At 36.1% G+C, this 20,580-nt stretch carries 16 protein-coding genes, 1 tRNA gene and 1 pseudogene; 6 read left to right on the top strand and 12 right to left on the bottom strand.

All coding sequences use genetic code 11. From position 1 onward, the window contains the following. Positions 1-106 precede the first annotated feature (106 nt). Together F6K22_RS00655 and F6K22_RS00650 are read right to left on the bottom strand one after the other, a co-directional pair. Complete coding sequence (locus tag F6K22_RS00655) at positions 107-1,084, bottom strand: LysR family transcriptional regulator (protein WP_293092243.1); 978 nt, start codon at positions 1,082-1,084, stop codon at positions 107-109. Between the two features lie 1,063 nt (positions 1,085-2,147). Then, positions 2,148-5,159 (bottom strand): plasmid replication protein, CyRepA1 family, encoded by a 3,012-nt coding sequence (locus tag F6K22_RS00650; protein WP_293092241.1) that lies wholly within the window; start codon positions 5,157-5,159, stop codon positions 2,148-2,150. A gap of 1,223 nt (positions 5,160-6,382) precedes the next feature. On the opposite strand from F6K22_RS00650, the gene F6K22_RS00645 reads away from it, so the two are divergent. Next, complete coding sequence (locus tag F6K22_RS00645; protein WP_293092239.1) at positions 6,383-8,059, top strand: tetratricopeptide repeat protein; 1,677 nt, start codon at positions 6,383-6,385, stop codon at positions 8,057-8,059. Between the two features lie 433 nt (positions 8,060-8,492). Here the strand turns inward: F6K22_RS00645 and F6K22_RS00640 are convergent, their stop codons facing one another. Together F6K22_RS00640 and F6K22_RS00635 are read right to left on the bottom strand one after the other, a co-directional pair. Further along, positions 8,493-10,004 (bottom strand): MBOAT family O-acyltransferase, encoded by a 1,512-nt coding sequence (locus tag F6K22_RS00640; RefSeq protein ID WP_293092237.1) that lies wholly within the window; start codon positions 10,002-10,004, stop codon positions 8,493-8,495. A 216-nt stretch (positions 10,005-10,220) separates the two neighbouring features. After that, a complete protein-coding gene (locus F6K22_RS00635) occupies positions 10,221-10,532 on the bottom strand; it encodes a hypothetical protein (RefSeq protein WP_287273607.1) in 312 nt (103 codons plus the stop codon). 253 nt (positions 10,533-10,785) lie between these two features. Here F6K22_RS00635 and F6K22_RS00630 point away from each other — a divergent pair. Beyond that, positions 10,786-10,858: transfer RNA gene (locus F6K22_RS00630), tRNA-Phe, on the top strand. Positions 10,859-11,177: 319 nt separating this feature from the next. Continuing rightward, positions 11,178-12,224: a hypothetical protein gene (locus F6K22_RS00625; protein WP_293092234.1), complete on the top strand. Its 1,047-nt coding sequence runs from the start codon at positions 11,178-11,180 to the stop codon at positions 12,222-12,224. On the opposite strand, the gene F6K22_RS00620 is transcribed toward F6K22_RS00625, so the two are convergent. Genes F6K22_RS00620 through F6K22_RS00615 form a run of 3 tightly spaced genes read right to left on the bottom strand, consistent with a single transcriptional unit; the run spans position 12,217 to position 13,376 of the window. Beyond that, on the bottom strand, positions 12,217-12,516 hold the full coding sequence (locus F6K22_RS00620; protein ID WP_293092232.1) for a hypothetical protein: 300 nt from the start codon (positions 12,514-12,516) through the stop codon (positions 12,217-12,219). The two genes, F6K22_RS00625 and F6K22_RS00620, sit on opposite strands and share 8 nt — an antisense overlap. A gap of 28 nt (positions 12,517-12,544) precedes the next feature. Continuing rightward, positions 12,545-12,928 carry a reverse transcriptase domain-containing protein gene (locus tag F6K22_RS41620; protein ID WP_363272561.1) on the bottom strand — a complete coding sequence of 128 codons (384 nt, stop codon included), beginning with the start codon at positions 12,926-12,928 and terminating at the stop codon, positions 12,545-12,547. A gap of 49 nt (positions 12,929-12,977) precedes the next feature. After that, a complete protein-coding gene (locus F6K22_RS00615; protein WP_293092230.1) occupies positions 12,978-13,376 on the bottom strand; it encodes a hypothetical protein in 399 nt (132 codons plus the stop codon). A gap of 254 nt (positions 13,377-13,630) precedes the next feature. On the opposite strand from F6K22_RS00615, the gene F6K22_RS00610 reads away from it, so the two are divergent. Next, positions 13,631-13,849: a hypothetical protein gene (locus F6K22_RS00610; RefSeq protein WP_293092228.1), complete on the top strand. Its 219-nt coding sequence runs from the start codon at positions 13,631-13,633 to the stop codon at positions 13,847-13,849. Position 13,850: 1 nt separating this feature from the next. Here F6K22_RS00610 and F6K22_RS00605 read toward each other — a convergent pair whose 3' ends face one another. Beyond that, positions 13,851-15,083, bottom strand: a complete 1,233-nt coding sequence (locus F6K22_RS00605; RefSeq protein ID WP_293092226.1) for an RNA-guided endonuclease InsQ/TnpB family protein — start codon at positions 15,081-15,083, stop codon at positions 13,851-13,853. A gap of 212 nt (positions 15,084-15,295) precedes the next feature. Here F6K22_RS00605 and F6K22_RS00600 point away from each other — a divergent pair, with 212 nt between their 5' ends. After that, a complete protein-coding gene (locus tag F6K22_RS00600) occupies positions 15,296-15,643 on the top strand; it encodes a YtxH domain-containing protein (protein WP_293092224.1) in 348 nt (115 codons plus the stop codon). A 572-nt stretch (positions 15,644-16,215) separates the two neighbouring features. After that, complete coding sequence (locus F6K22_RS00595; protein WP_293092222.1) at positions 16,216-16,770, top strand: DUF948 domain-containing protein; 555 nt, start codon at positions 16,216-16,218, stop codon at positions 16,768-16,770. Between the two features lie 395 nt (positions 16,771-17,165). Here the strand turns inward: F6K22_RS00595 and argB are convergent, their stop codons facing one another. The 4 genes and pseudogenes from argB to F6K22_RS00575 all read right to left on the bottom strand — a co-directional run. After that, the gene (gene argB, locus F6K22_RS00590) at positions 17,166-18,065 is read right to left on the bottom strand and encodes an acetylglutamate kinase (protein ID WP_293092220.1); all 900 of its coding nucleotides are present in this window, start codon (positions 18,063-18,065) and stop codon (positions 17,166-17,168) included. 381 nt (positions 18,066-18,446) lie between these two features. Further along, the gene (gene mreD, locus F6K22_RS00585; protein ID WP_293092218.1) at positions 18,447-18,965 is read right to left on the bottom strand and encodes a rod shape-determining protein MreD; all 519 of its coding nucleotides are present in this window, start codon (positions 18,963-18,965) and stop codon (positions 18,447-18,449) included. Positions 18,966-19,092: 127 nt separating this feature from the next. Next, positions 19,093-19,848, bottom strand: a complete 756-nt coding sequence (mreC, locus tag F6K22_RS00580) for a rod shape-determining protein MreC (protein WP_293092216.1) — start codon at positions 19,846-19,848, stop codon at positions 19,093-19,095. A 627-nt stretch (positions 19,849-20,475) separates the two neighbouring features. Further along, a pseudogene (locus F6K22_RS00575) lies at positions 20,476-20,580 on the bottom strand (rod shape-determining protein); the annotation flags it as partial.

The raw sequence follows: 20,580 nt of genomic DNA, 5'->3' as shown, positions 1-20,580 counted from the left end.
TCTCTTGCAGAGGAGCTTCGCTAACGCTAACAGGCCGGAGAGGATGTCAAAATAGACAACCATTACAATGCACCACCACCCAATAACTAATTATCAGGATTTGATATTACAGATTACTTTTAACTTTTGACTTTTGACTTTTAACTTTCCTGACTCCTCCTGGAATTAATTCTTTAACTAACTGCCAAAAATATATTATTGGTGGAATTTGCATTCTATCGCTAGTTGTCACTACTACCACCTCACGACTCCAAACAGAATCTTTGATTGAAGATACCTTAGAATTTCCAGGAGTTATACCTATTTTTCTAATAGCTAGAGTGGAGTCAAGTCTGGCATCTATTAAAGCTGAACTGGGCAGTAGAGCAATTAAATTTCCTTGTCGTACTACTCCTCGGAAAGCATCGAGGGTATTTAACTCTAATACTGCATTGAGTTTTGCTCCTAGTCGCTCAAATTGTTCTTTGACTAATCTCTGCATTCCATACCCATCTTTGAAGACAACTTGAGGGTAGCGAATAAGTTCCGCCCAGGGTATTTGTTCGTATTGAGTGAGGGGATGGTTTGCTGCCATTAATACTTCTATAGGTTCGGTGTAGAGAACATCCATTACCATTTCTGGACTGGTAGTGAATAAGCGGTTATTCATAACTATGGCAATATCTACTAAACCGTCTTTGAGAACTTTCAGGGTCCGATCGCTTCCTAGAGCAGTTACCCGTAATTTTACTTTTGGATAGTGGCGACAAAATTTTTCCAAGACAGGAGGGAGGTAGGCAGCACAGACGGAGTGAATAGCTGCGACACATAATTCTTGCTGTTTTCCGGCTAGCATTTCGGCTATTTCTTGGGTGGCATTTTCCCAAGCTTGGCAAATTTTCCGAGCATAAGGCCACAAATGTTCTCCTGCTAGGGTTAGTTTAGCTTGGTTGCTACGGTGAAATAGGGTAGCACCGACTTCTGTTTCTAAGGCTTGTATTTGCCGACTGACTGTTGATTGGGTGACGTTACATTTTAGTGCTGCTTGTTGAAAGCTACCCGTTTCTGCAACCCATAGAAAGGCTTGCAACTGCTCTAGGCGCATGGAGTTTTGATGATGTTTTTTTAGTGATTTAGAAATATAGCAGATTGGCTGTTTTGATTTGGTAGATTATGATACAGGTTTTTTATAAGTCAAGGAAAAAATAGTAGTATAATGATACTACACTCTAGTTCTTTAGCACAATAAAATAAGGAGCAATTATTTAAAAAAAACAGATATCGGATATGAGATAAGCTATAGCAATCTGATCTTAATTGTCAGATATTGTCAACTTTTAGGCAACAGCTCCAGAAGGGAACAGGCAACAGAGAAACAGGAAAAAACTGTATCAATATGGGTCATAACTACTATATTTTCGACTTAACAGGAGCAGTAAATTTCTCACATCTGATTCCTGATTGTTATATGTTTAAGTGACATTAATTATGCTAAACAGGTAAAATTTTAGGCGTTGCTGAACCAAGGGATGAATATTTGCAGAAAAGGTAATCTATCTCTATACTTCCTATTTCTCCAAAACTATATTCATCCCGCAAATATGCAATGGCAAAATTTTACTTTTTTTAGGTAGTTAAACTATTCCATCTTTCAATTTTTTCCCAAGAATAATCAGGATAAATATTTGCAGTATTAGGGAGTTTTAAACCTGTGGATAGATCAAAATTTTACCTAGTTTATTTGGGGATTCTAGTTCCAAAGTTTAGCGTTTAAGCCGACATTAATATTGCCAGTTTCTCCATATTCCACTATAACTCAATTTTAATTTTACCCTGGTAAGAGTTTCCAGTCTTTACCAAAATAATTGGCGTTGCTGAGTGGTAATGATTTTTAGATTAAGTACCAACGCAAAACATAAGTTTTTCAATTTTACCTTCAGCTACTTACCATTACATTTCAGCAACGCTAAATAATTAGGTCTGAAGCCCCAACTATAGTCATTTCAAATAAGGATGAAACACTTTTTTAGCTGAAACCCTTTCAAGGAAAGAAACACCCGTCCCAGTCTTATTCAGAATGACTATATATGGCGAAATGTTTTTAGAGCGGGGCGTAAATCCCCTTACAAAAACAACTTCTGACTTCTGACTTCTGACTTCTGATTTCGTTACCTCCCGCTCAACCATTGCTGAAATACTTCGAATCTACCATCATCAGGGTTAACAATTCGATAAATTCGCAATCGTTTTTTCTGGTGAGTTTCTGTTCGTAAAAATTCCAAACTATAACCAATTTTATCCAAAAAACGCCCGACAATTGTAATTGGACTAGAGTTGGCAGCTAATCCTATTCCTAATATGGTTTTAATTTCTGTTCGGTTTGACAAGGCTGTTTTTCCTAACAATTGTAAATCTGGATCTATATTTTTCAACTCCCGTTGTTTATCCTTGAGTAATGAGGGTATTTTTAATAATTCCATTACTCCAATAGTTGCACCTAATAAACAATCATTAAAATCAGGAATAAAAATATTACCTTTACCTAAATCCAACAATTTTTTTGCCACTTCCTTATCCCGCGCTCCTAAATATGCTCGCCCTACTGTCAGAAAATAATGTAATTCTAACTGTTCGTACCAACCTTCATCATCTTTTTCAACTAATTCAGTAGTTATAGGAATATTATAACGTAACATTAATTGAAATTTCCGTTGTTCTCGTTGTTTTTGAATTGGTTTTGATAATCTTTTTTTGAGTTTTTGATACTCGGATAAACTAATATTTTTCGCCGTAGCGATCGCTTCACATTCTGTCTGATAATTTTGCTTAATTACGGTAGCTATAACTTCCTGGAAACTATTAACTTCTGTGGGAGTTTCTGATGATTTTTCTGCTTCTGAATTATCGGATAAAACTTCTGTAGAAATTTCTCTAATCTGATGCCCTTCTTTTTGTAAAAATTCTAAAACAGACTCTCGATATTTATTCATTCCAGCATTAAAACGAACCGCCATTTTTGCCCAACACAAAAAAGATTCTGGTTGAAAGTTTACTTCTAAATCGTCCAAACTATCGAAATCAGATTGTTGTAATAATCTAATATTCAGTTGAGTTAAACGTTCTTCAGAATTGAGCAAAGAAGTGATGGAAGTGGAACCATTACCAACCTTATTAAAACCAGAATTTGCTACCCATAAATATCTGGGAATATTCTCACGAACTCTACCCAAAGATTGACAAACAGATGTTGCTCCCTGCACTCCTTGAGCAATTGCCCAAACTGAAGTAAAATGTCCTTGAATATCAATACTAACTCCAGTTTCAATTGAGGGAGAAGCTAAGACAATATCATATTTTGGTAATACTTGATTTAATGACTTAATACAACCATAAGCAGGATGATTTGGTTCTGCTAAAGATTCGGAATCTATTCTCAGAATTTTTAACTGGGGAAACTGTTTTTTGAGATAAGCTTCTAAGGCACGAGTTCCCCATTTACTTGTTAGTTTTTGCGCTGATAAACAAACCATTGGTTTGCCACCTTCACGAATATGTTTGTGTAAATCTGCTATTAATCTTTTAGGAGTTGTTTCTGGATAATTAAAAATTTGCCAAGCTTCTTTTTCTCCAGGCAACCAATCATTTTGAATAATAAAAGGTTCAAGTTTTACTCCTGCTAAAGCTTGTAAATAATTTATAGAAATATCGCTGAGGTCAGCATCAGCTATAAATACTTGACCGACACCTCCTAAAACATTTTGCATTAATGTTTTGAAACATCTAAGAATTTCTACTCTGCTTTGCCGACAAGTATTGGAATTTAAACCATGCCAAATTACTTGTTCAATTTCATCAATAATTACTATTCCATCTGACCAAGTTTCGGGATTAAAATTTGCTTGAGAATTAGGATGTAAAGAGTCAATACATAAACCTAAACCTAATAATTTATCTTGGGATTCTTGGGATTCTGAATTTACTTCTGTAATATATTTCAATCCAAAGCGTTGACATAACTCTTGTACTAATTGTACCCGATGACCGATGACTAAAACTTTTTGATTCCGAGCTACAGCTTCAGCAACTATTTTTTCTAACAACTTAGTTTTTCCAGTTCCTTTAGCAGATTTTATGCCTACAAGTTTTGCTGGAAAATTTGTACTATAAGCTAAATCGAGATTATCTAATTTCAGTAAATTATTATTGCCTAAAGAACTAAAAATATTTTCTTCTGAAAGATAGCGACTATTAACTCTCAAATTTACGGGATATGTGAGACGACTAAATGATTTTGCTTTCCAAAGTTCTAAAGGTAATGCCTTTTCATAAGCTTCATCAAAAACATTTTTTCCCTGATTAGCTATTAAATCATCTACTCCTTTTCCTAATTCTGGATGCCAGGAAATTACTTTAACATTACATCCTTTTCTCCTGAGTAAATACCCAGTTTTTATAATGGCAGCATTAACATTTTTAATCGTTTTAGGTTTAGTATCTTGGTCAAATGCAATATAAATTTCTCGATGATTATTAATCAGCTTTTCTAACTGGGGAATTAAATTTGGTTTGCCAATGCGGTTGCCATATTCGTCTCTCAAAACTCGATATCCACCAAATACTCCTGGTAAAGCAATAGCTACATAGGATGCTGTTAGTAAAGTTCCTGCTTTTTTCGCTCCTTCGGTAATACATAAAGGTATTTGAGGATGGGCGAGCAACCACTGCCAAAAACCGAGGTCTGGTTGATTATTATCAATATCTTCTGGGAGAATTTCTAATTGATAACGACTAGCTATTTTCTGCCATAAATGTAGAGGAATTTTTAGAGCAAATAAACTGGTAGGAGTTTTGGGAGGATGTTCGTATTTAATTAACTTTTTTTGGTCGTAACTATGACGTGGTTGACTAGGTTTGAAACAACCCCAAAGGTCTTCTTCTCCTGAGAGTAAATCAATTCCAGAACACCACCATCCACCTTCTTCAATATGTTGGTATCGCTTTAATATTTCGCTCGTTACTCGACCATCATTACGTCGAGGAATGGCATTAGAATAAAATAAAAATTCATAAGGTCGTTGTCCTTCTAATGGGACAACATTCAGGTGGATTAATTGGTCATCAACACAGCTATTGCTCCATTCTCGGAAATAATTAATTTGTGCTTGGGTCTTAGGGGTCATTTCAGTTATCAGTTATCAGTTATCAGTTATCAGTTATCAGTTATCAGTTATCAGTTATCAGTTATCAGTTATCAGTTAGCCTCATATCGCCTGAACTGGGTTTTTCATGTCGCGCAGCGAAACAGTACCTCTGGCGCTCATCATTGAGATTGAAATAATGAACCAAATATTTTTTTCCCTTTTTAAGGGGAGGCTTTAGACCTGATTTTTTGGTCATGTAATAATGCATTCTATATATAGTGAATAATTTTTATTATAGGAGAAAAATACACTATATGTATATAAAGTTTTTCCTAAGACTTCATAACTAATGGCCTCTATGGATAATTTTTCAAAAATTTTCTATTATATCAATTTGATAAATGTTTGTTACAAATAGGTAGGGTATTTTTTAGGAGTCAGGAGTCAGGAGGACCGAGTCAGAATGAATAGCTTCGATGCAATTTATTAGTTCATAAATCATCTTTTTAGTCAAAAGGACATCTCCTATAAAATCTTTTTATCGTCCTTATTATTCGTAATATTATTTTTTCAAAATGGTATTATATCAATTGGAATTATAGAGATCGGGACTGCTTCTCAAATTCTGGTCATGGAAAGTCTCAGAATAAATACAGGAAAATTTGATGGAAGTTGTGGCAATGATTGGTGTTCTTATTTGCTAGATAATTAGTCAACTAAACAGGAGGAAGTCAAAAGCAATAAGAGACTGTTTGATTGAATACTTATAAATATTAAGGAGTAAGTAAGAAGCAAAAAAAGAAAAGACAGAGAATTAGGCAAACTTGCTTAAGATATAGAGTAAAGTTTTTTTACTGCTAATTAAACGGACTCAATCTAAAAAAATCTCTGAGTAAGTACCCTAAAAAAATAAAATTTCAGTAAAGCTTTGAGGTTATACAATACCCTACCTTTCCGAATCATTAATAATTATTAATTAAGTAATTCAGCTTTATTAGCCTCCCCTTTTAACGGGGAAGAAAGTGCTAGGACATTTCCTTATATTCAATCCTCTCGGTTTTAACCAGAGGTAATTATCAATTATCCATTAATGAACCTACCTTAAAAATTGGTACAATAATATTGTATTCTGTAAATAAAGAAGTTTACTTGCCCTCAGCATAATATTTTTTCAAATAAGTTATTGCCAAAAATACCAATAGAAAAAATAGAGCAAAAGCTGAGACTTTAAACAACCTTATTCAATCATTAATAATCATACTATGAAGATCAAAACAAAAAAAATTTGGATTTTTATTATCTCTGTCTGTATCACTACTTGCTTTTATATTGCACTTACTTTAAATCCTTCTTGGTCAGCCAGTAAGAGAAACCAAAATCAATTAAATAGTGCAGTTCCTCTATGGAATAACTTAGGAAATATCCATCATCAAATAACAACAAATTATCCCCAAGCTCAACGTTACTTCGACCAAGGTTTAACCTTGATTTTTGGCTTCAACCATGATGAGGCTAAACGTTCTTTTCAACAAGCAACTAAATTAGATTCTAATTGTGCAATGTGTTATTGGGGTATTGCTTTATCAGAAGGTCCTAATATTAATGCACCAATGAATCAAGAATCTATTCCTACTGCTTATCAAGCTATTCAAAAAGCTCAAAAACTTTCTCCTCAAACTACTCCTATAGAACAAGCTTATATTAAAGCTTTATCTCAAAGATATTCTGCTCAAAATTTAGAAAATCGTCAACCTTTAGACATGGCTTATGCTAATGCCATGAGAGAACTTTCAAAACAATATCCTAATGATTTAGATGCAGCAACCCTATTTGCTGAATCTTTAATGGATTTAATGCCTTGGAATTACTGGAAAGAAAATAGTGAACCTCAACCTTTAACAAATGAAGTTGTTCAAACATTAGAGTTTGTCTTAGAAAAAAATCCTAATCATCCAGGAGCAATACATTATTATATTCATGTCCTCGAAGCTTCCCCATATCCAGAAAAAGCAGAAAAAGCAGCAGATAATCTCCGTAATTTAGTTCCTGCTTCTGGTCATTTAGTACATATGCCGTCTCATCTATATCTCCGAATTGGTCGTTATCACGATGCAGCTAGTAGTAACGAAAATGCGATTAAAGCAGATGAAAAATTTCTAGCAACTTCTCAACAAAAAGGATTATATTCAGCACTTTATTATCCTCACAATATTCATTTTTTCTGGTCAGCAGCTAGTATGGAAGGACGTAGCACAGATGCAATTAATGCTGCTAGAAAGTTAGTAGATAAAGTTTCTCTTCAGGAAGTTGAGCAGTTTCCTTTGACTGAAATGTTTCTCCCCACTCCCTATTTTTCTTTGGTGCAATTTGGTAAGTGGGATGAAATTCTTACCGAATCTCAACCATCAAATAAGTTACCCTATACAATGGCAATGTGGCATTATGCAAGAGGTATGGCATGGGTTGGTAAGGGAAATTTAGAAAATGCTCAATTTGAGTATCAAAAAATCAACGACTTATTACAAAATTCACAATTTAGTGGCTTGGAAACTGCAAATTTTCCAGCTACAAATTTAATTTCAATTGCTAATCATTTATTAGTGGCAAAAATAGCAGACCTAAAAGATAAAAATGAGGAGATGATTTCTGAATACCAAACTGCCGTAAAACTTCAGGATAATTTACCCTATATGGAACCTCCTTATTGGTATTATCCTGTACGTCAATCTTTAGGTGCAGCTTTGTTAAAATTAAATCGGGAAAAAGAAGCAGAAGTAGTTTATCTTCAAGATTTACAACAGCATCCAAATAATGGTTGGTCTTTATATGGATTAGCAGAAAGTTTATCCGCACAAGGTAAACAAATAGAAGCTGCTGAAGTAAAACAAGAGTTTGAAAAAGCTTGGTTAGAAGCAGATATTAAAATAATGGATAATTGATAATGGATAATTGATAATTAATCTCCAAAGGTTTAAAGCCTCTCCTTTTAAATGGATAATCTATAATGGATAATTGATAATTAGAGTTTGCTGAATAACTCTTTTTGTTAGAGTAGGAGTCAGGAGTTAGGAGTCAGGAAGGAAAAGAGGAGGAAAAAGTTTTTTATAACTAATTAAGCGGATATTATTAACTGATTATTTGGGAAAGAGGAATTAGTCTCCAAGAAGAATTCAAACCCACATTCCCCACGTCAATTTGGAAAATTATAAAGTAGTATTAAAATCCGTAGTTTGCCAAGTATTTATACTATATAAATCATCTTCATTGACCTTTCTCATAACTCAAATTCTCAGGAAAATATTAAAGCATAAATACTGACTTAATTGTTTACTCAATAAATTACCACTATAATTTTCTCCTGACTCCTGACAGTTAAAAATCAAAATAAATATAAGGTAAACCTTCCGGCGCCAACAACCAAACAACAAAGAAAAATAAAGGCACTAACAAAACTTTTAACTGCCAATTTAACTGTAACTTTAAACCTCGATGAAACCAATAATTAACCGCCATAAGCACCACAACCCCAAAAATTAACCACACCAACTGTAACCTTTCTAAACCCATCGCCTCCAGATAAACTTTATCCACAAATTGAACATCACCATCATAACTCCACCAATGATCAATCACCCAAATAGAATCCCTCAAATTTGGCAGTCGGAAAAATATCCAAGCACCAAAAACCATACTCTGAGTTAACAACCAACTAATTAAAATTCCTGGCAAACTTTCCCAGATTTTCTGTACTTTAAATTGTTGAGAAATTGCCTCTACTAACCGATGAATTACTAATGCCAAACCATGCAAAACTCCCCAAACAATAAATCCCCAAGCAGCACCATGCCAAATACCAGCAATTAACATCACAATTAACAAATTCAAACAAGTCCGAAATAAACCTACCCTTGAACCTCCTAAAGGAAAATATAAATAGTTTCTCAACCAATCTCCCAAAGTTGTATGCCACCTTCGCCAAAATGCCGCTATGCTTGTACTGAAATAAGGAAAATCAAAATTTTGTGGCAAATTTAAACCCATTAAAAAAGCACTACCACGGGCAATATCAACATAAGCAGTAAAATCAAGATAAAGTTGTAATCCATAAGCAACTGTTGCTAACCAGAGATCCCCACTTCCTGCACGTTGTAAATTACTAAAACTCAGCTCTACAAAAATTCCTAAATTATCAGCTATTAAAGCTTTTTTTACTGCCCCAGTTGCAATTAACCAAATTCCTTCAGTTATTTGCTCTAAAGTTGGCAATTTTATAGCTGGTGTTTTAACTAAAGCTTGAGTGTTTTTTTTTCCAATCATTCCTAGCTGATTTTGCAGATAATGATAACGAGTTATCGGACCAGAAATAAGTTTCGGAAAAAATAACTTATAAGATGTAAATTCTAATAAAGAAGAAGCTGATGGAGCGCCTCGATAAACATCAATTAGATAAGCAAGACATTCAAAGCAGAAAAAACTTAAACCTAATGGTGCAATTACATTACTATCAACCCAATTAGCAGTTTCTAAAATATTAGGTATATTGTAGAGAATGCCAATACTATTTAATAAAAAAGGTATATATTTGAAACTTAATAAAAGTAAGATATTAGAGATTATACCTAACCACAATAATAGCAAGCGACGGCGGTTCCATTGTTTATTAGCAATACGCCAGTCCTTTGGTTCCCCAATAGCTTGAGCAAGGTAAAAATTAAATAGGCTAATTATTAATAGCAGTGGAATATATTGGGGTTGAATAGTAGCGTAGAAAATTAAACTGGCAACTAGGAGAATAAATACTCGCCAAGATTGACGTGGCATTGACCAGTAGATTCCTAGTACTATTAATAAAAATAGAGCATAGTTAAAGGATATAAAAGTCATTTCAATTATCAGTTATCAGTACTTCTAAATTAAGCCTATCGGTACTTTGAGATTTTTTTACACCGAAAATAGCTTCAAACCAAGTATTAGCAAGATAAATACATCACAGTGCTAAAAATGGCTGTTTGCGTAGCATTCCGTAGGAAAACCTAGATATATTAAGAAAACATTTTATTTAAGGTAAAAATCTTATACAGTAATGTTTGTACCTTATTTTTAACCTATTTTTTTCAAAAGTCCCGCTATGGCTAAGAATACTAAAGTTAGTTTATTCTTTTCATCCCATTCAAAGGGTAGAGCTGTTTCATTCTTGCTTAAGGGAGCAGGGGAGAATTTTCTACCCAATACCATTGGATTTTTCCCAAATAAATCTATCAATAATTTTGGTGTGACAATTGATTTTCCAGAAATTCTGTTGATTTGACCAAGATTCTTTGGAAGCTTTTCCCTACCTCCACCTCTAAAAATCGCCCATTTTTCGTAACTTTTCCCCAAATTATGGTAATGATGTCCCCAATTCTCATTCATTTGACTCTGAAACAGCCCTGCCATTAAAAGGGGAGGCTATTGACCTTATTTTTTAGTCAAAATGAATCTTGACTAACTGAAAAATTTATAGTACTTTAGTATAGTTTATGTGTTGCTTCTTCTGAAAAGCTAGGATTGGGTATAACAAGCCAAAATTATTATCTAGCGAGCATTTCAGATAATAATAAAAAAAATTGCTCAAGTGCTTGTCAAAATTATATTTAGTCTGCTACTATAGTAAAAGTGAAAAAAAGCCGGGATAGCTCAGTTGGTAGAGCAGAGGACTGAAAATCCTCGTGTCGGCGGTTCAAGTCCGCCTCCTGGCATAAAAACCTCTTGATATAATATGTACTATCAATATCTTCAATTTGCTTTTTTGCCTATATTGTAGATATATATGTTTTTGTTTAATAATTTATCACCAATCAAGTCAGGCATTTTGGTAGTACGGCTTTTTTTGGCGCAAAATCCAGTGAATGCGGGGAAATTAATTAGTTATTTTTATTTTCAAAAGCTGTAGTAACCGAAAAAGGAAAGCGAGCCTATTGATTGTATACAGGCGACTATTGAGTTTGCTAGATTTATACAATTGTGAAAGCGATAATATTATATAATACCATTTTCAGCTAGAGGAAATGTTGAGTTATGACCATACCCGATAAAATAGAAGTTGCCACGACCAGTTTTGAAATCGATAAATTATTCGCTCCACAAGGAATAGGAGGAGGAAAGAGTTGTTGTATAATCAAAACACAAGATGCAAAATGGTATGCAAGATATCCCCTGGTGGTAGGCGGAAAATGCATTCCGACATTTACCAAGCCCATAGGAGCATACTTGAAATATATTAATACCACACAGGTTCCCGAAGGAGTGACGTCCAAAAGGACTTTTACCAAGAAAAAAGGGATGGTTGTAGGAAAGAAATCAACAGTCGAGGTAAGTGCGTCATTCGGAGTTGCGTTCAAAGCGGCCGAGGCAGAAGCATCGGTAAAAACGGGATTTGAGAATTATGAGGAGAATTATGAGGAGGAGACGATAGAATATGAGATCGAGGTAAAAGGTGGAACAAATTATGATACGTTTCAACCTGTGATACTGTATGCCAATATGGTGAGGATGAATGAAGTGGTGAGAGACCATTTGAAAATTAATGGCATCGATATTTATGAAAAGGATGGATTTTATATATATATGCGAGGGATGACGATGAATAGTCCGGTAAATTACAATGTTGTTGGTAATTTTGAACCGGTGCACGAGAAAAAATTTGTGGAGGAGTTGTTGTCAGATAAATGGTCGGACGAATGGTACACGGAAGTGGCGGTGGTGCGAGGCATGATTTATAGCCCTCAAGTAAAAAGATATGCAACAAAGGTTGCCAGCAAGTATGGAGTATTCAGGCTGAATAAAAAAGAGAGAGGAGATGTATATGTGATTACAGAAGGACAACATATATATAATGAGTCATTGGGTATGATGTTAATGGAGAATGGCAAAGGAAAGTTGGGGTGGAGGAAAGATCCGAGAGGATGGGAGGAAGTGCGAATATTGCTCAATGAAGAGAAAAAGTTATTAGTTGAAGAAAGAGGGTATATGAAAATTTACTTAGATCCAAAAGATATCCTAGGAAATGGGACAATAATAGGTTATAAAGTAAATGGAAAAGATGCAATTGTGGAATTTAAGTAGTTGAAGAGGTAGGGTAATATTGTGAGAGGAGAAGGTGTCGAGAGTGGAATGACCCTCCAGCTCCAACCAAACCCAACCCAACCCTCTGTACCCCACTCCTAACCCAAATCAACCAACGGCTAGCGTATTCCTCAATGCGACTCGCCGTCGCATTTTGCTCATAAAGCCGAGAAACCCGCTCAAAAAACCGTTCCACCGTCACCCGCGCCACCGCCAACCCCCCAGGTGCGAATCTATACCCCAAAAAATCGAACCCCCGCCCCACCCTACCGTTAACGAAGTCAGAAGTCATAACTCAGAAGTCAGAAGTCAACCCACCCCTAACCCCTCCCAGGAGGGGAAGTCGGGGATTTGAGCAAGGCTCCAAAAATGTTACGCCTTAAAAGGCGGGGTTGCGCGACCCATATTATTTTGATAAAAGTTTTTTCCGGGTGCTTTTCCACCTTCAAATCCCCCATTACCATATTAGTCGCCTTGATCGCCCGTCGCAAAGCCCACCGCGTCGGAGCCAAAACCACCCAATCATCCATATACCGCACATAAAAGCAGCCCATCGCCGCCATCCAATCGTCCAACGGCTTCAGATATAAAGCCCCCATCAACGGTGACAAAGGGTAACCCAGAAAAATCCCCCGTTGGATATCCACATATATCCCCCCATCAGAAACAAACCGCCGGAGGTACTGCCCAACCAAGTCCAACACCAAAGGGTCACTCACATACTCCGCCACCTGACTGAAAAGAATATCATGTTCAATTCACATCAGTCCGAAACACAAACTCAAACTCATGTAAATGGGCATCCACCTCCCGCACGGCTCCCTTAAGTCCGCCAGTCCCCGCCAGATGAAAACAACGGGGAGACAAATGGGGTTGCAAAACCTCCTGAAGGACAATTGCCAAAGCCTTCAAAACCAGAGCATCTTGGGCAGACCATATTTCTTTCACCTCACCCCTGGAGATAACCGGACGCTGCTCGCCAAAGCCATAGTTACCTGCCCGCAGTAGGGCCACCAACCTCGGCTTTTTCTCCTGCCACCAGCGCCGTAGCTGCCAGACATCATTATTGTAGTGGTAGTGGATGCGCTTTTCGCAGAGCCAATCAAAAGCTTTATCGATCGCCTCATCACTAGCAACTTGTTCAATTAACAACGTGAAATTCAAGAATTTAGAGTTATGATTTTATAATTATGAATTGCCTCATCTGAGAAATGAGAGGATAGTTCAATAATAGGTGATTGATAAAGGATAATGAAATATGATTCTAATTGGATTGTTTGTTATAGTTATTCTCTAGATTTTTCGATGGTATTAAATAAATGTTGTGGTTAGTAATTGAACTAAATATAATAATATCGATTTTTTGCCTTTACCTAGCTTGGAGAATATCTAGATTTAGACAAATATTGCAACAAGTAGAACAAACTCTCAACTTAATCAATAATTGTACCAATAATGTACTCAGCCAAACACCTGAATTTTTACAAAATCGCCAGCAAAGGGTAAATAAACTACGACAACAATATCAACAACTAGATAGACAAATAAAACAACTACAGCAAATTGTAGCTATGTTTTGGTTACTCAGAACAATTTGGCATCGTTTCCGCAGGATTTGGCAGTGAACTACCCACACTCCCCTAACGGGTGAGTGTTGGCTTCCAGCTTCACAGAAGATTGCCGCATCTTGGATTTACGTCCGCGAGTTGGTCTTACATCCTCTCCACTGGCGTTAGCCTCCCCCGTCCCAGAGGAGGAGAGCAGTCTAATACCTTCAGCCCTTATATTCTGTGCTGCGTTCCCATCTCTATCATGGTGGGTTCCACAACTTGGGCAAGTCCAAGTTCTAACCTCTAACGGTAATTCTTCTATTTGATAATGACACTTAGAGCAAAGTTGGGAACTAGGGAACCATCTATCTATTTCTATGAGTACTTTTCCCTCTTTTTCTAATTTATAGGAGAGGAAATTTACAAAGGTTCCCCATGAGGTATCAGATATTGCTTTTGCTAGTATGTGGTTACGAACCATGCCCTTGACATTTAGATTTTCAACTACCACGACTTGATTGTTATCAACTATCTTTCTAGATAGCTTGTGTAAGTAGTCTTGGCGGACATTGCTTACCCGTTCGTATACCCTAGCTGTAATCTTGTTAGCTTTATTTTTTCGGTTGCTGCCTTTTTGCTTACGGGCTGCTATCCGTTGTTTTACGGCTAATCTTTTTTGATACTTGTACAGGTGTTTAGGATTGGTGTATTTAGAAGTTTGATCACCATCGTAGGTAATTGCAAAATCTTTAATTCCTAAATCAATTCCTATCACCTTACCATCTGTACTTGATGTTGGATTATCCCCATCGTATTCCATCAACACAGAGGCATAATATTTACCCGATGGGCATTTGCTAAGGGTGACTGTTTTGATAGTTCCATCAAGGGGTCGGTGGATTTTAGCTTTCACTATTCCAACAAACCCTGGGAATTTTAAACAATTGTCAACTTGTTTTACCTTCTGCGGATACTGGATTGACTGGCGATGACGATAAGATTTGAATCTAGGGTATTTTGCTCTACCCTCAAAAAAATTCTGATAAGCACGACTAAGATTGAGACTTACAGACTGTAAAACCTGTGAGTGACAATCCTTGAGCCATTCAGTCTCTTTATTTTTTTTGAGTGCTGGCAACATTGAATTTAGTCCAGATTGAGACAAGCTTTTACCAGTTGTTTTATAGGTTTCAATGCATTGACTTAGCCCATAATTCCACCACCAACGCGCACAACCAAAATGCTGTGCAAGTATCTGTTTTTGTTGGTCTGTGGGGTACAACCTTACTTTCACCGCTTGTCTTTTCACCGTGACTTCTCCTAATTATCGACCTGTTACTATTATATACTATTTGCAGTAACAACCCAACCGGAAGATTGTCAAAATATTCGCTGTCCTGCTCAGAGCCAAAATTTTTACCGCCTTATATCCCGCCGCTTACCCTATCGGGGCAGCGGGGGACTTACGGCTAAAAAGTTAAAATAATAATAGATTAGAATAAGTTTTTGATAAATTGTAAAATGTCAAATAAAAAATCTGGGTTATTTATCAGTGGTATGCTTCTAGGATCGGCCATAGGTACAGCAACAGGCTTATTAATAGCTCCTAGAACAGGCAAAAAAACAAGACAGTTAGTCCAAAAATCTGCATCAGCCATTCCACAACTAGTAACAGACTTGTCCACAAGTGTCAAATTTCAAACAGACCGCTTTTCAGACTCTGCTACTAATTCTTGGGCAGAAATCTTAGAAAGACTCAAAGAAGCGATCGCTGCTGGATTAGAAGCTAGTCAAAAAGAGAGAGAAATATTATCTGAAACAGAGACAAAAAACTCTGAAGTTTCAGTAGTTATAGACACGGAAGGTTGAAGCTATCAGCTTTTTCTTAGAGACCACTAGCTTTTGAGCGGTGGAAAAAAACGACTTGGGGATTTTAACCTGAAGTCAAAATGTGCTATAGTCTCTGAGAAACTGTGGACATGATATGCGATGGTCAAACTCCAATATCCCAATATCTAATTTGGGCTGGCTGATTAAATCTAAAAGCATTTATATTAAAGACTTTAGCATTTGGATGTGGGAAAAAAGTGCCAGCTTTTTGCTCCTTTAAGCTAAAAATGTGAGGACTTTGAGCAGACAAAGGCGGAAAAATTGAGGGACAATTATTGGGACTACATCCTCTGTAATTCTCCATTCCTCCTGACCAAAAAATAAGGTCTATAGCCTCCACTTTTAAGGGGATAAAAAAAGTCAACTTCAATATTTCCATCCCGATGCTTCAGCCAGAGGTACTGATAACTGATAACTGAAATTACTCCTACCCTAACCTATAAGACTTTTTCAGCCAACCCTAATTCGACATTCTAGTTAAATGGTGATTAACCGAAAAGATTATCGAGTCCTTCCACTCTTTTCTCAGCCCCCGCTTAGGCAAAATACCTGTGAATGACCCTCTATTTTGGCTAGTATTATCCCTGTTATTGGTTGCATTGAGCCTGATTACTGTATTAATTGTCACCTTACCTGCGATGTTGGCATTAGCAAGAGCTGCTCGTAGTGTAGAAAAACTAGCTGATACCCTGTCTAGAGAACTACCAGCAACCTTAGAAGCAATTCGTCTTACTGGTATAGAAATTAGTGAGTTAACTGATGACGTAAATGATGGTGTTCAAAGTGCAGGAGAAATTGTTAAGCAAGTCGATCAAAGTCTGAATAATGTTCGCCAACAAACCAAACAAGTTAAAACTACTACCACAAGTATTTTTACTGGTATTCGAGTAGCTTGGAAAACCTTTAATTCTAAACCACAAGCAAAAGAAAATACAAGGAGACCATCAAACCATTCTACTCTATACTATCACAAGAATAGTAATAAGAGTCATCCTCTCTACAGAGCTGTTGCTCCTACTACTACTCAAGATTCTACTCTGAATCCAGATTCCTGGACAAAGCAAGAAGTTGATAGTCAAGAAACTAATTCAGATACTGCTCCATAAAACTGATACAAAGCTTCACAAAACTTGACAATAGCCATGTGTACCGACGTTGCATGCAACGTCCCTTGTTTCTACTGAGACCGTCGGCAGTTCATCGACAGGCATTCACGGTCGAGCCAAGGGCATCTTTCCAATTTGTCAGGTCTATAGTAGAATCAAATACCTATCATATCATATCGTTATTCTTTGATTAAGTAAGTCAATGCTCTTTGTCCTGCTAGTGTTTTCATAGCATTTATGTGCCTGCTATTTTCCTACTTGACCTGCATTACCTACATTAACTTCTCATATTTCAGCAGTTTCTCTTTACTTGACAAATTTCACCACTTAATTTATGGGAAAAACTGGCGTATAGTGACGCTTTATAGGGATTATTGCCAACGTAGGTTATTATTCTACTCTGAAACCAATCCTAAATTACTTACTATCATTGAGCCAACCCCAGCATCTGTAAATATTTCCTGTAAAAGTACATGGGGAACTCGACCATCAAGAATATGAGCTGCTCGAACCCCCTGAGCTAAACTCCGCACACAACAATTTACTTTAGGAATCATCCCACCAGATACAATTCCTTTTTCAATCAATCCTCTTGCTTCTTGGATATCTAACTTAACAATTAAACTATCTGGATTATGATAGTCTTCCAAAATTCCGGCTGTATCTGTTAGGAGAATTAACTTTTCTGCATCCATAGCCGCAGCAATTTCACCCGCCACTGTATCAGCATTAATATTGTACGCTTGTCCTTGCTCATCCGTCGCTACAGTAGATACAACTGGAATATAGCCATTATCAACTAGGGATTGTAAAATATCTATTTTGACGTTACTAACTTCCCCAACAAAACCAATTCCTTCGCTTCCCTCGGGACGCGCTTTAATTAAGTTGGCATCCTTGCCACATAAACCCACTGCACATCCACCAGCTTGATTAATTAAAGAAACAATTTCTTTATTAACTTTTCCCACCAATACCATTTCCACTACTTCCATTGTAGGTGCATCAGTAACCCGCAAACCGTCCTTAAATTGGGCTTCAATTCCTAGTTTGCCCAACCAAGAGTTAATTTCTGGACCGCCACCATGAACAACAATGGGACGTATACCCACACAAGATAGTAATACAATGTCCCTAATTACTTTATCTTTGAGGTTACTATCTTTCATAGCCGCACCGCCATATTTCACGACTATCTTACGACCAGCAAATTTTTGAATGTAAGGTAGTGCTTCACTAAGCACTTTGACTCGGCTGATTTTTGACTGATTTTCAAAGTCTGTACTTTTTAGCATAGACAGCTACTCTTTTTAGTTGATAATTTGAACAATCATAGTTTATTTTATTATTTCTGATTTACACTACGGGACTGACACATCTAAATTTAGTATTTTAGCTGTGTCAGTTTAATCCTTGTGATCTGAAAATAAAAATAATGTAGTTTTTGCTGTGTTTTTTATCTAAATTTATTTGAAAATCGCTATAATTATTTCTTAAATGATTAATGATTAGTTAATTAAGGGAAAATAAATCACTTAAAACCTACTAATTAGACCTCTTGCAAAAGTCTTGATTAAATCAATTCAAGATCTAAAATAAACAATTTAATCTCCCTATTCCCTATTCCCTATTCCCTATTCCCTATTCCCTATTCCCTGACTTCTGCAAGAAGTCTATTAGTTATTCTTGACTTGCCAAAATTGACTTAGAGGGAAATACAAAACAGGAGCCCAAAGACTACTAATAACAGCAGAACCCAAAGCAACTTGCTTATGGTGATTCAAAACTTCTGCAAAGCTTTGATTACCGATTAATCCAAACTGTATTGCCATGAAAGTTTCTGTAACAATAGCCATAATAAACGTCACTAAGGCTATCGAAATAAAATCTTCCTGAATGTAGCGTTTTTTTTGTAAAAAAGCTGTGACAAATCCGACAAAAACTAAAGGAATAATATGGGTAGGATAGGGAGCTGTCATGGCATCTTGAATTAATCCTAAAATCAAGCCAGCCACCAAACCTCCGATAATAGAGCTATGGCTACTCCAAGTAACTATCCAAATTAATAACCAATTAGGTCCTATTCCGAAAATCTCCATTCCAGGAATACGAGTAAGCAATAGTAATGCACAAAGCAGTACCGAGGTAATTGTGATTAGTAATTTGAAAATTGTTTGCTGAGATAGATTAGACATCCGATCAGAAAGTACCTTTAATAATTTTAAATAAGTTAATTATTCAATTTTTGAGCAGAACAAAATTTTTAGGAAAAAGGTAATTTATATTGTCATCTCAATTTTCTTTTAATTGCTATATTATTAATTAATTTTCCTCTTTATTCTGTTTATTTGGATAAACACTTACCCATTCCAAAATATTCAGTGGCGCCGATAACTTAACAATAGCTTCTGGAGCAGGAGTACCAGCCAAATTAATCGATTCAACTGTTCCTACAGGCCAACCCACCGGAAACAATTGACTATAAGCAGAAGTAGATACAACATCACCAACTTTAATATCAGGAACATCATCAAAAAATTCCATCACAGCCTTATCATCACCCTTGCCCTTCATAAAACCCATCTGACGACTGCGAATAATTCCCACACCAACTTTACTGGTTGGATCGCTAACTAATAATACTTGGCTAGTATGAGCTGTAACCCTAGTTATTCTGCCTACTAAACCACCAGTTCCCATCACAATAAAACCTTCTTGAATACCATCTTTACTACCTCTTCCCAAGGTTACTTTTTTCCACCAATAATCTGCACTTCTACCTATCACAGGAGCTACTACTCCTTTCAAATTTTTAGTTTTTGTATAATTCAAAAGTTGTGTGAGATTCTTATTTTGTTGCTCTAATTCTTGTAATTTAATTTCTAGTTCTTTAATTCGAGCATTAACTAATACTTCTTGTTGAACAGGACTAGGTTGAAATGGTATACTGAGCCAATTGTAAATTTCAAAAAATAAAGAACCTTGAGTGTGTCTAACCCAAAAAGCTGCACTCACTGCTAAAACTAACAATGCAGCTTTTCGCATCAGTTTTAAACCTCGACGACGAAATGTTTGCATTAGTAAAACCTTTAAAAATCGCTACTACTTTAGATTTTTTACTACTGGTTGAAGTCAAAAGCAGGAACTTCTGTAATTGAATATTTTTCCTAAATAAATATATTTGCTAATACCTAATGGTTAATTCTGAAAAACACAATTAACCATTAGGTATTAGTAATTTCCATAAGAAATTAAGTACAAAATCCTACGTCTTATGGAACTAGGAAACACCTTTACAGGCAGCACCTTACCAGGAAAGAAAAAAGAAAGTTGACTTTATCCTTAGAGATTGAATATATCAGGAAATATCAAAAAAGAAGATAGGGAATAGGGGCAGGCAAAATTATTTATTACTAAATAAATTCACCATAACTTTAGGAGTATGAATACCGATATTCCTTAACTTAAGACTGATTTCCATCTCTACCCTTATTCCAGCTTGAAGATTTAGTTACTCCACAAGTCTCTTAATACTTATTTGACAAACAGTCTCTCTGTTACTGAGAAACGCTATATTAGTAATTAATAGTCTTAGTTAACTATACATGTATTAAGCCAGACTTAACATAATAATCTTTAGTTCTCATCAAAAAAAACTATCCCAGAAAAGCCCCTTAGTTGGTACTCAAATAACATAACCAGACTTTAGCGAGCTGGCCCACTGAAAAACCGTTCAAGCTGTTTATAATTCTCCAAAACACGGCCAGTACCCAAGACTACACAGCAAAGTGGATCTGCTGCAACATGAGT

This window comes from Okeania sp. SIO2F4 (assembly GCF_010672385.1).
Classification (GTDB): domain Bacteria; phylum Cyanobacteriota; class Cyanobacteriia; order Cyanobacteriales; family Microcoleaceae; genus Trichodesmium.
This window is presented reverse-complemented; position numbering and strand designations above follow the sequence as displayed.

Bases quoted from the DNA above. Each gene is read 5' to 3' on its own strand.
- F6K22_RS00655 (WP_293092243.1), bottom strand. From the start codon at position 1,084: ATGCGCCTAGAGCAGTTGCAAGCCTTTCTATGGGTTGCAGAAACGGGT.
- F6K22_RS00650 (WP_293092241.1), bottom strand. From the start codon at position 5,159: ATGACCCCTAAGACCCAAGCACAAATTAATTATTTCCGAGAATGGAGC.
- F6K22_RS00645 (WP_293092239.1), top strand. From the start codon at position 6,383: ATGAAGATCAAAACAAAAAAAATTTGGATTTTTATTATCTCTGTCTGT.
- F6K22_RS00640 (WP_293092237.1), bottom strand. From the start codon at position 10,004: ATGACTTTTATATCCTTTAACTATGCTCTATTTTTATTAATAGTACTA.
- F6K22_RS00635 (WP_287273607.1), bottom strand. From the start codon at position 10,532: ATGAATGAGAATTGGGGACATCATTACCATAATTTGGGGAAAAGTTAC.
- F6K22_RS00625 (WP_293092234.1), top strand. From the start codon at position 11,178: ATGACCATACCCGATAAAATAGAAGTTGCCACGACCAGTTTTGAAATC.
- F6K22_RS00620 (WP_293092232.1), bottom strand. From the start codon at position 12,516: ATGACTTCTGACTTCGTTAACGGTAGGGTGGGGCGGGGGTTCGATTTT.
- F6K22_RS00600 (WP_293092224.1), top strand. From the start codon at position 15,296: ATGTCAAATAAAAAATCTGGGTTATTTATCAGTGGTATGCTTCTAGGA.
- argB (WP_293092220.1), bottom strand. From the start codon at position 18,065: ATGCTAAAAAGTACAGACTTTGAAAATCAGTCAAAAATCAGCCGAGTC.
- mreD (WP_293092218.1), bottom strand. From the start codon at position 18,965: ATGTCTAATCTATCTCAGCAAACAATTTTCAAATTACTAATCACAATT.
- mreC (WP_293092216.1), bottom strand. From the start codon at position 19,848: ATGCAAACATTTCGTCGTCGAGGTTTAAAACTGATGCGAAAAGCTGCA.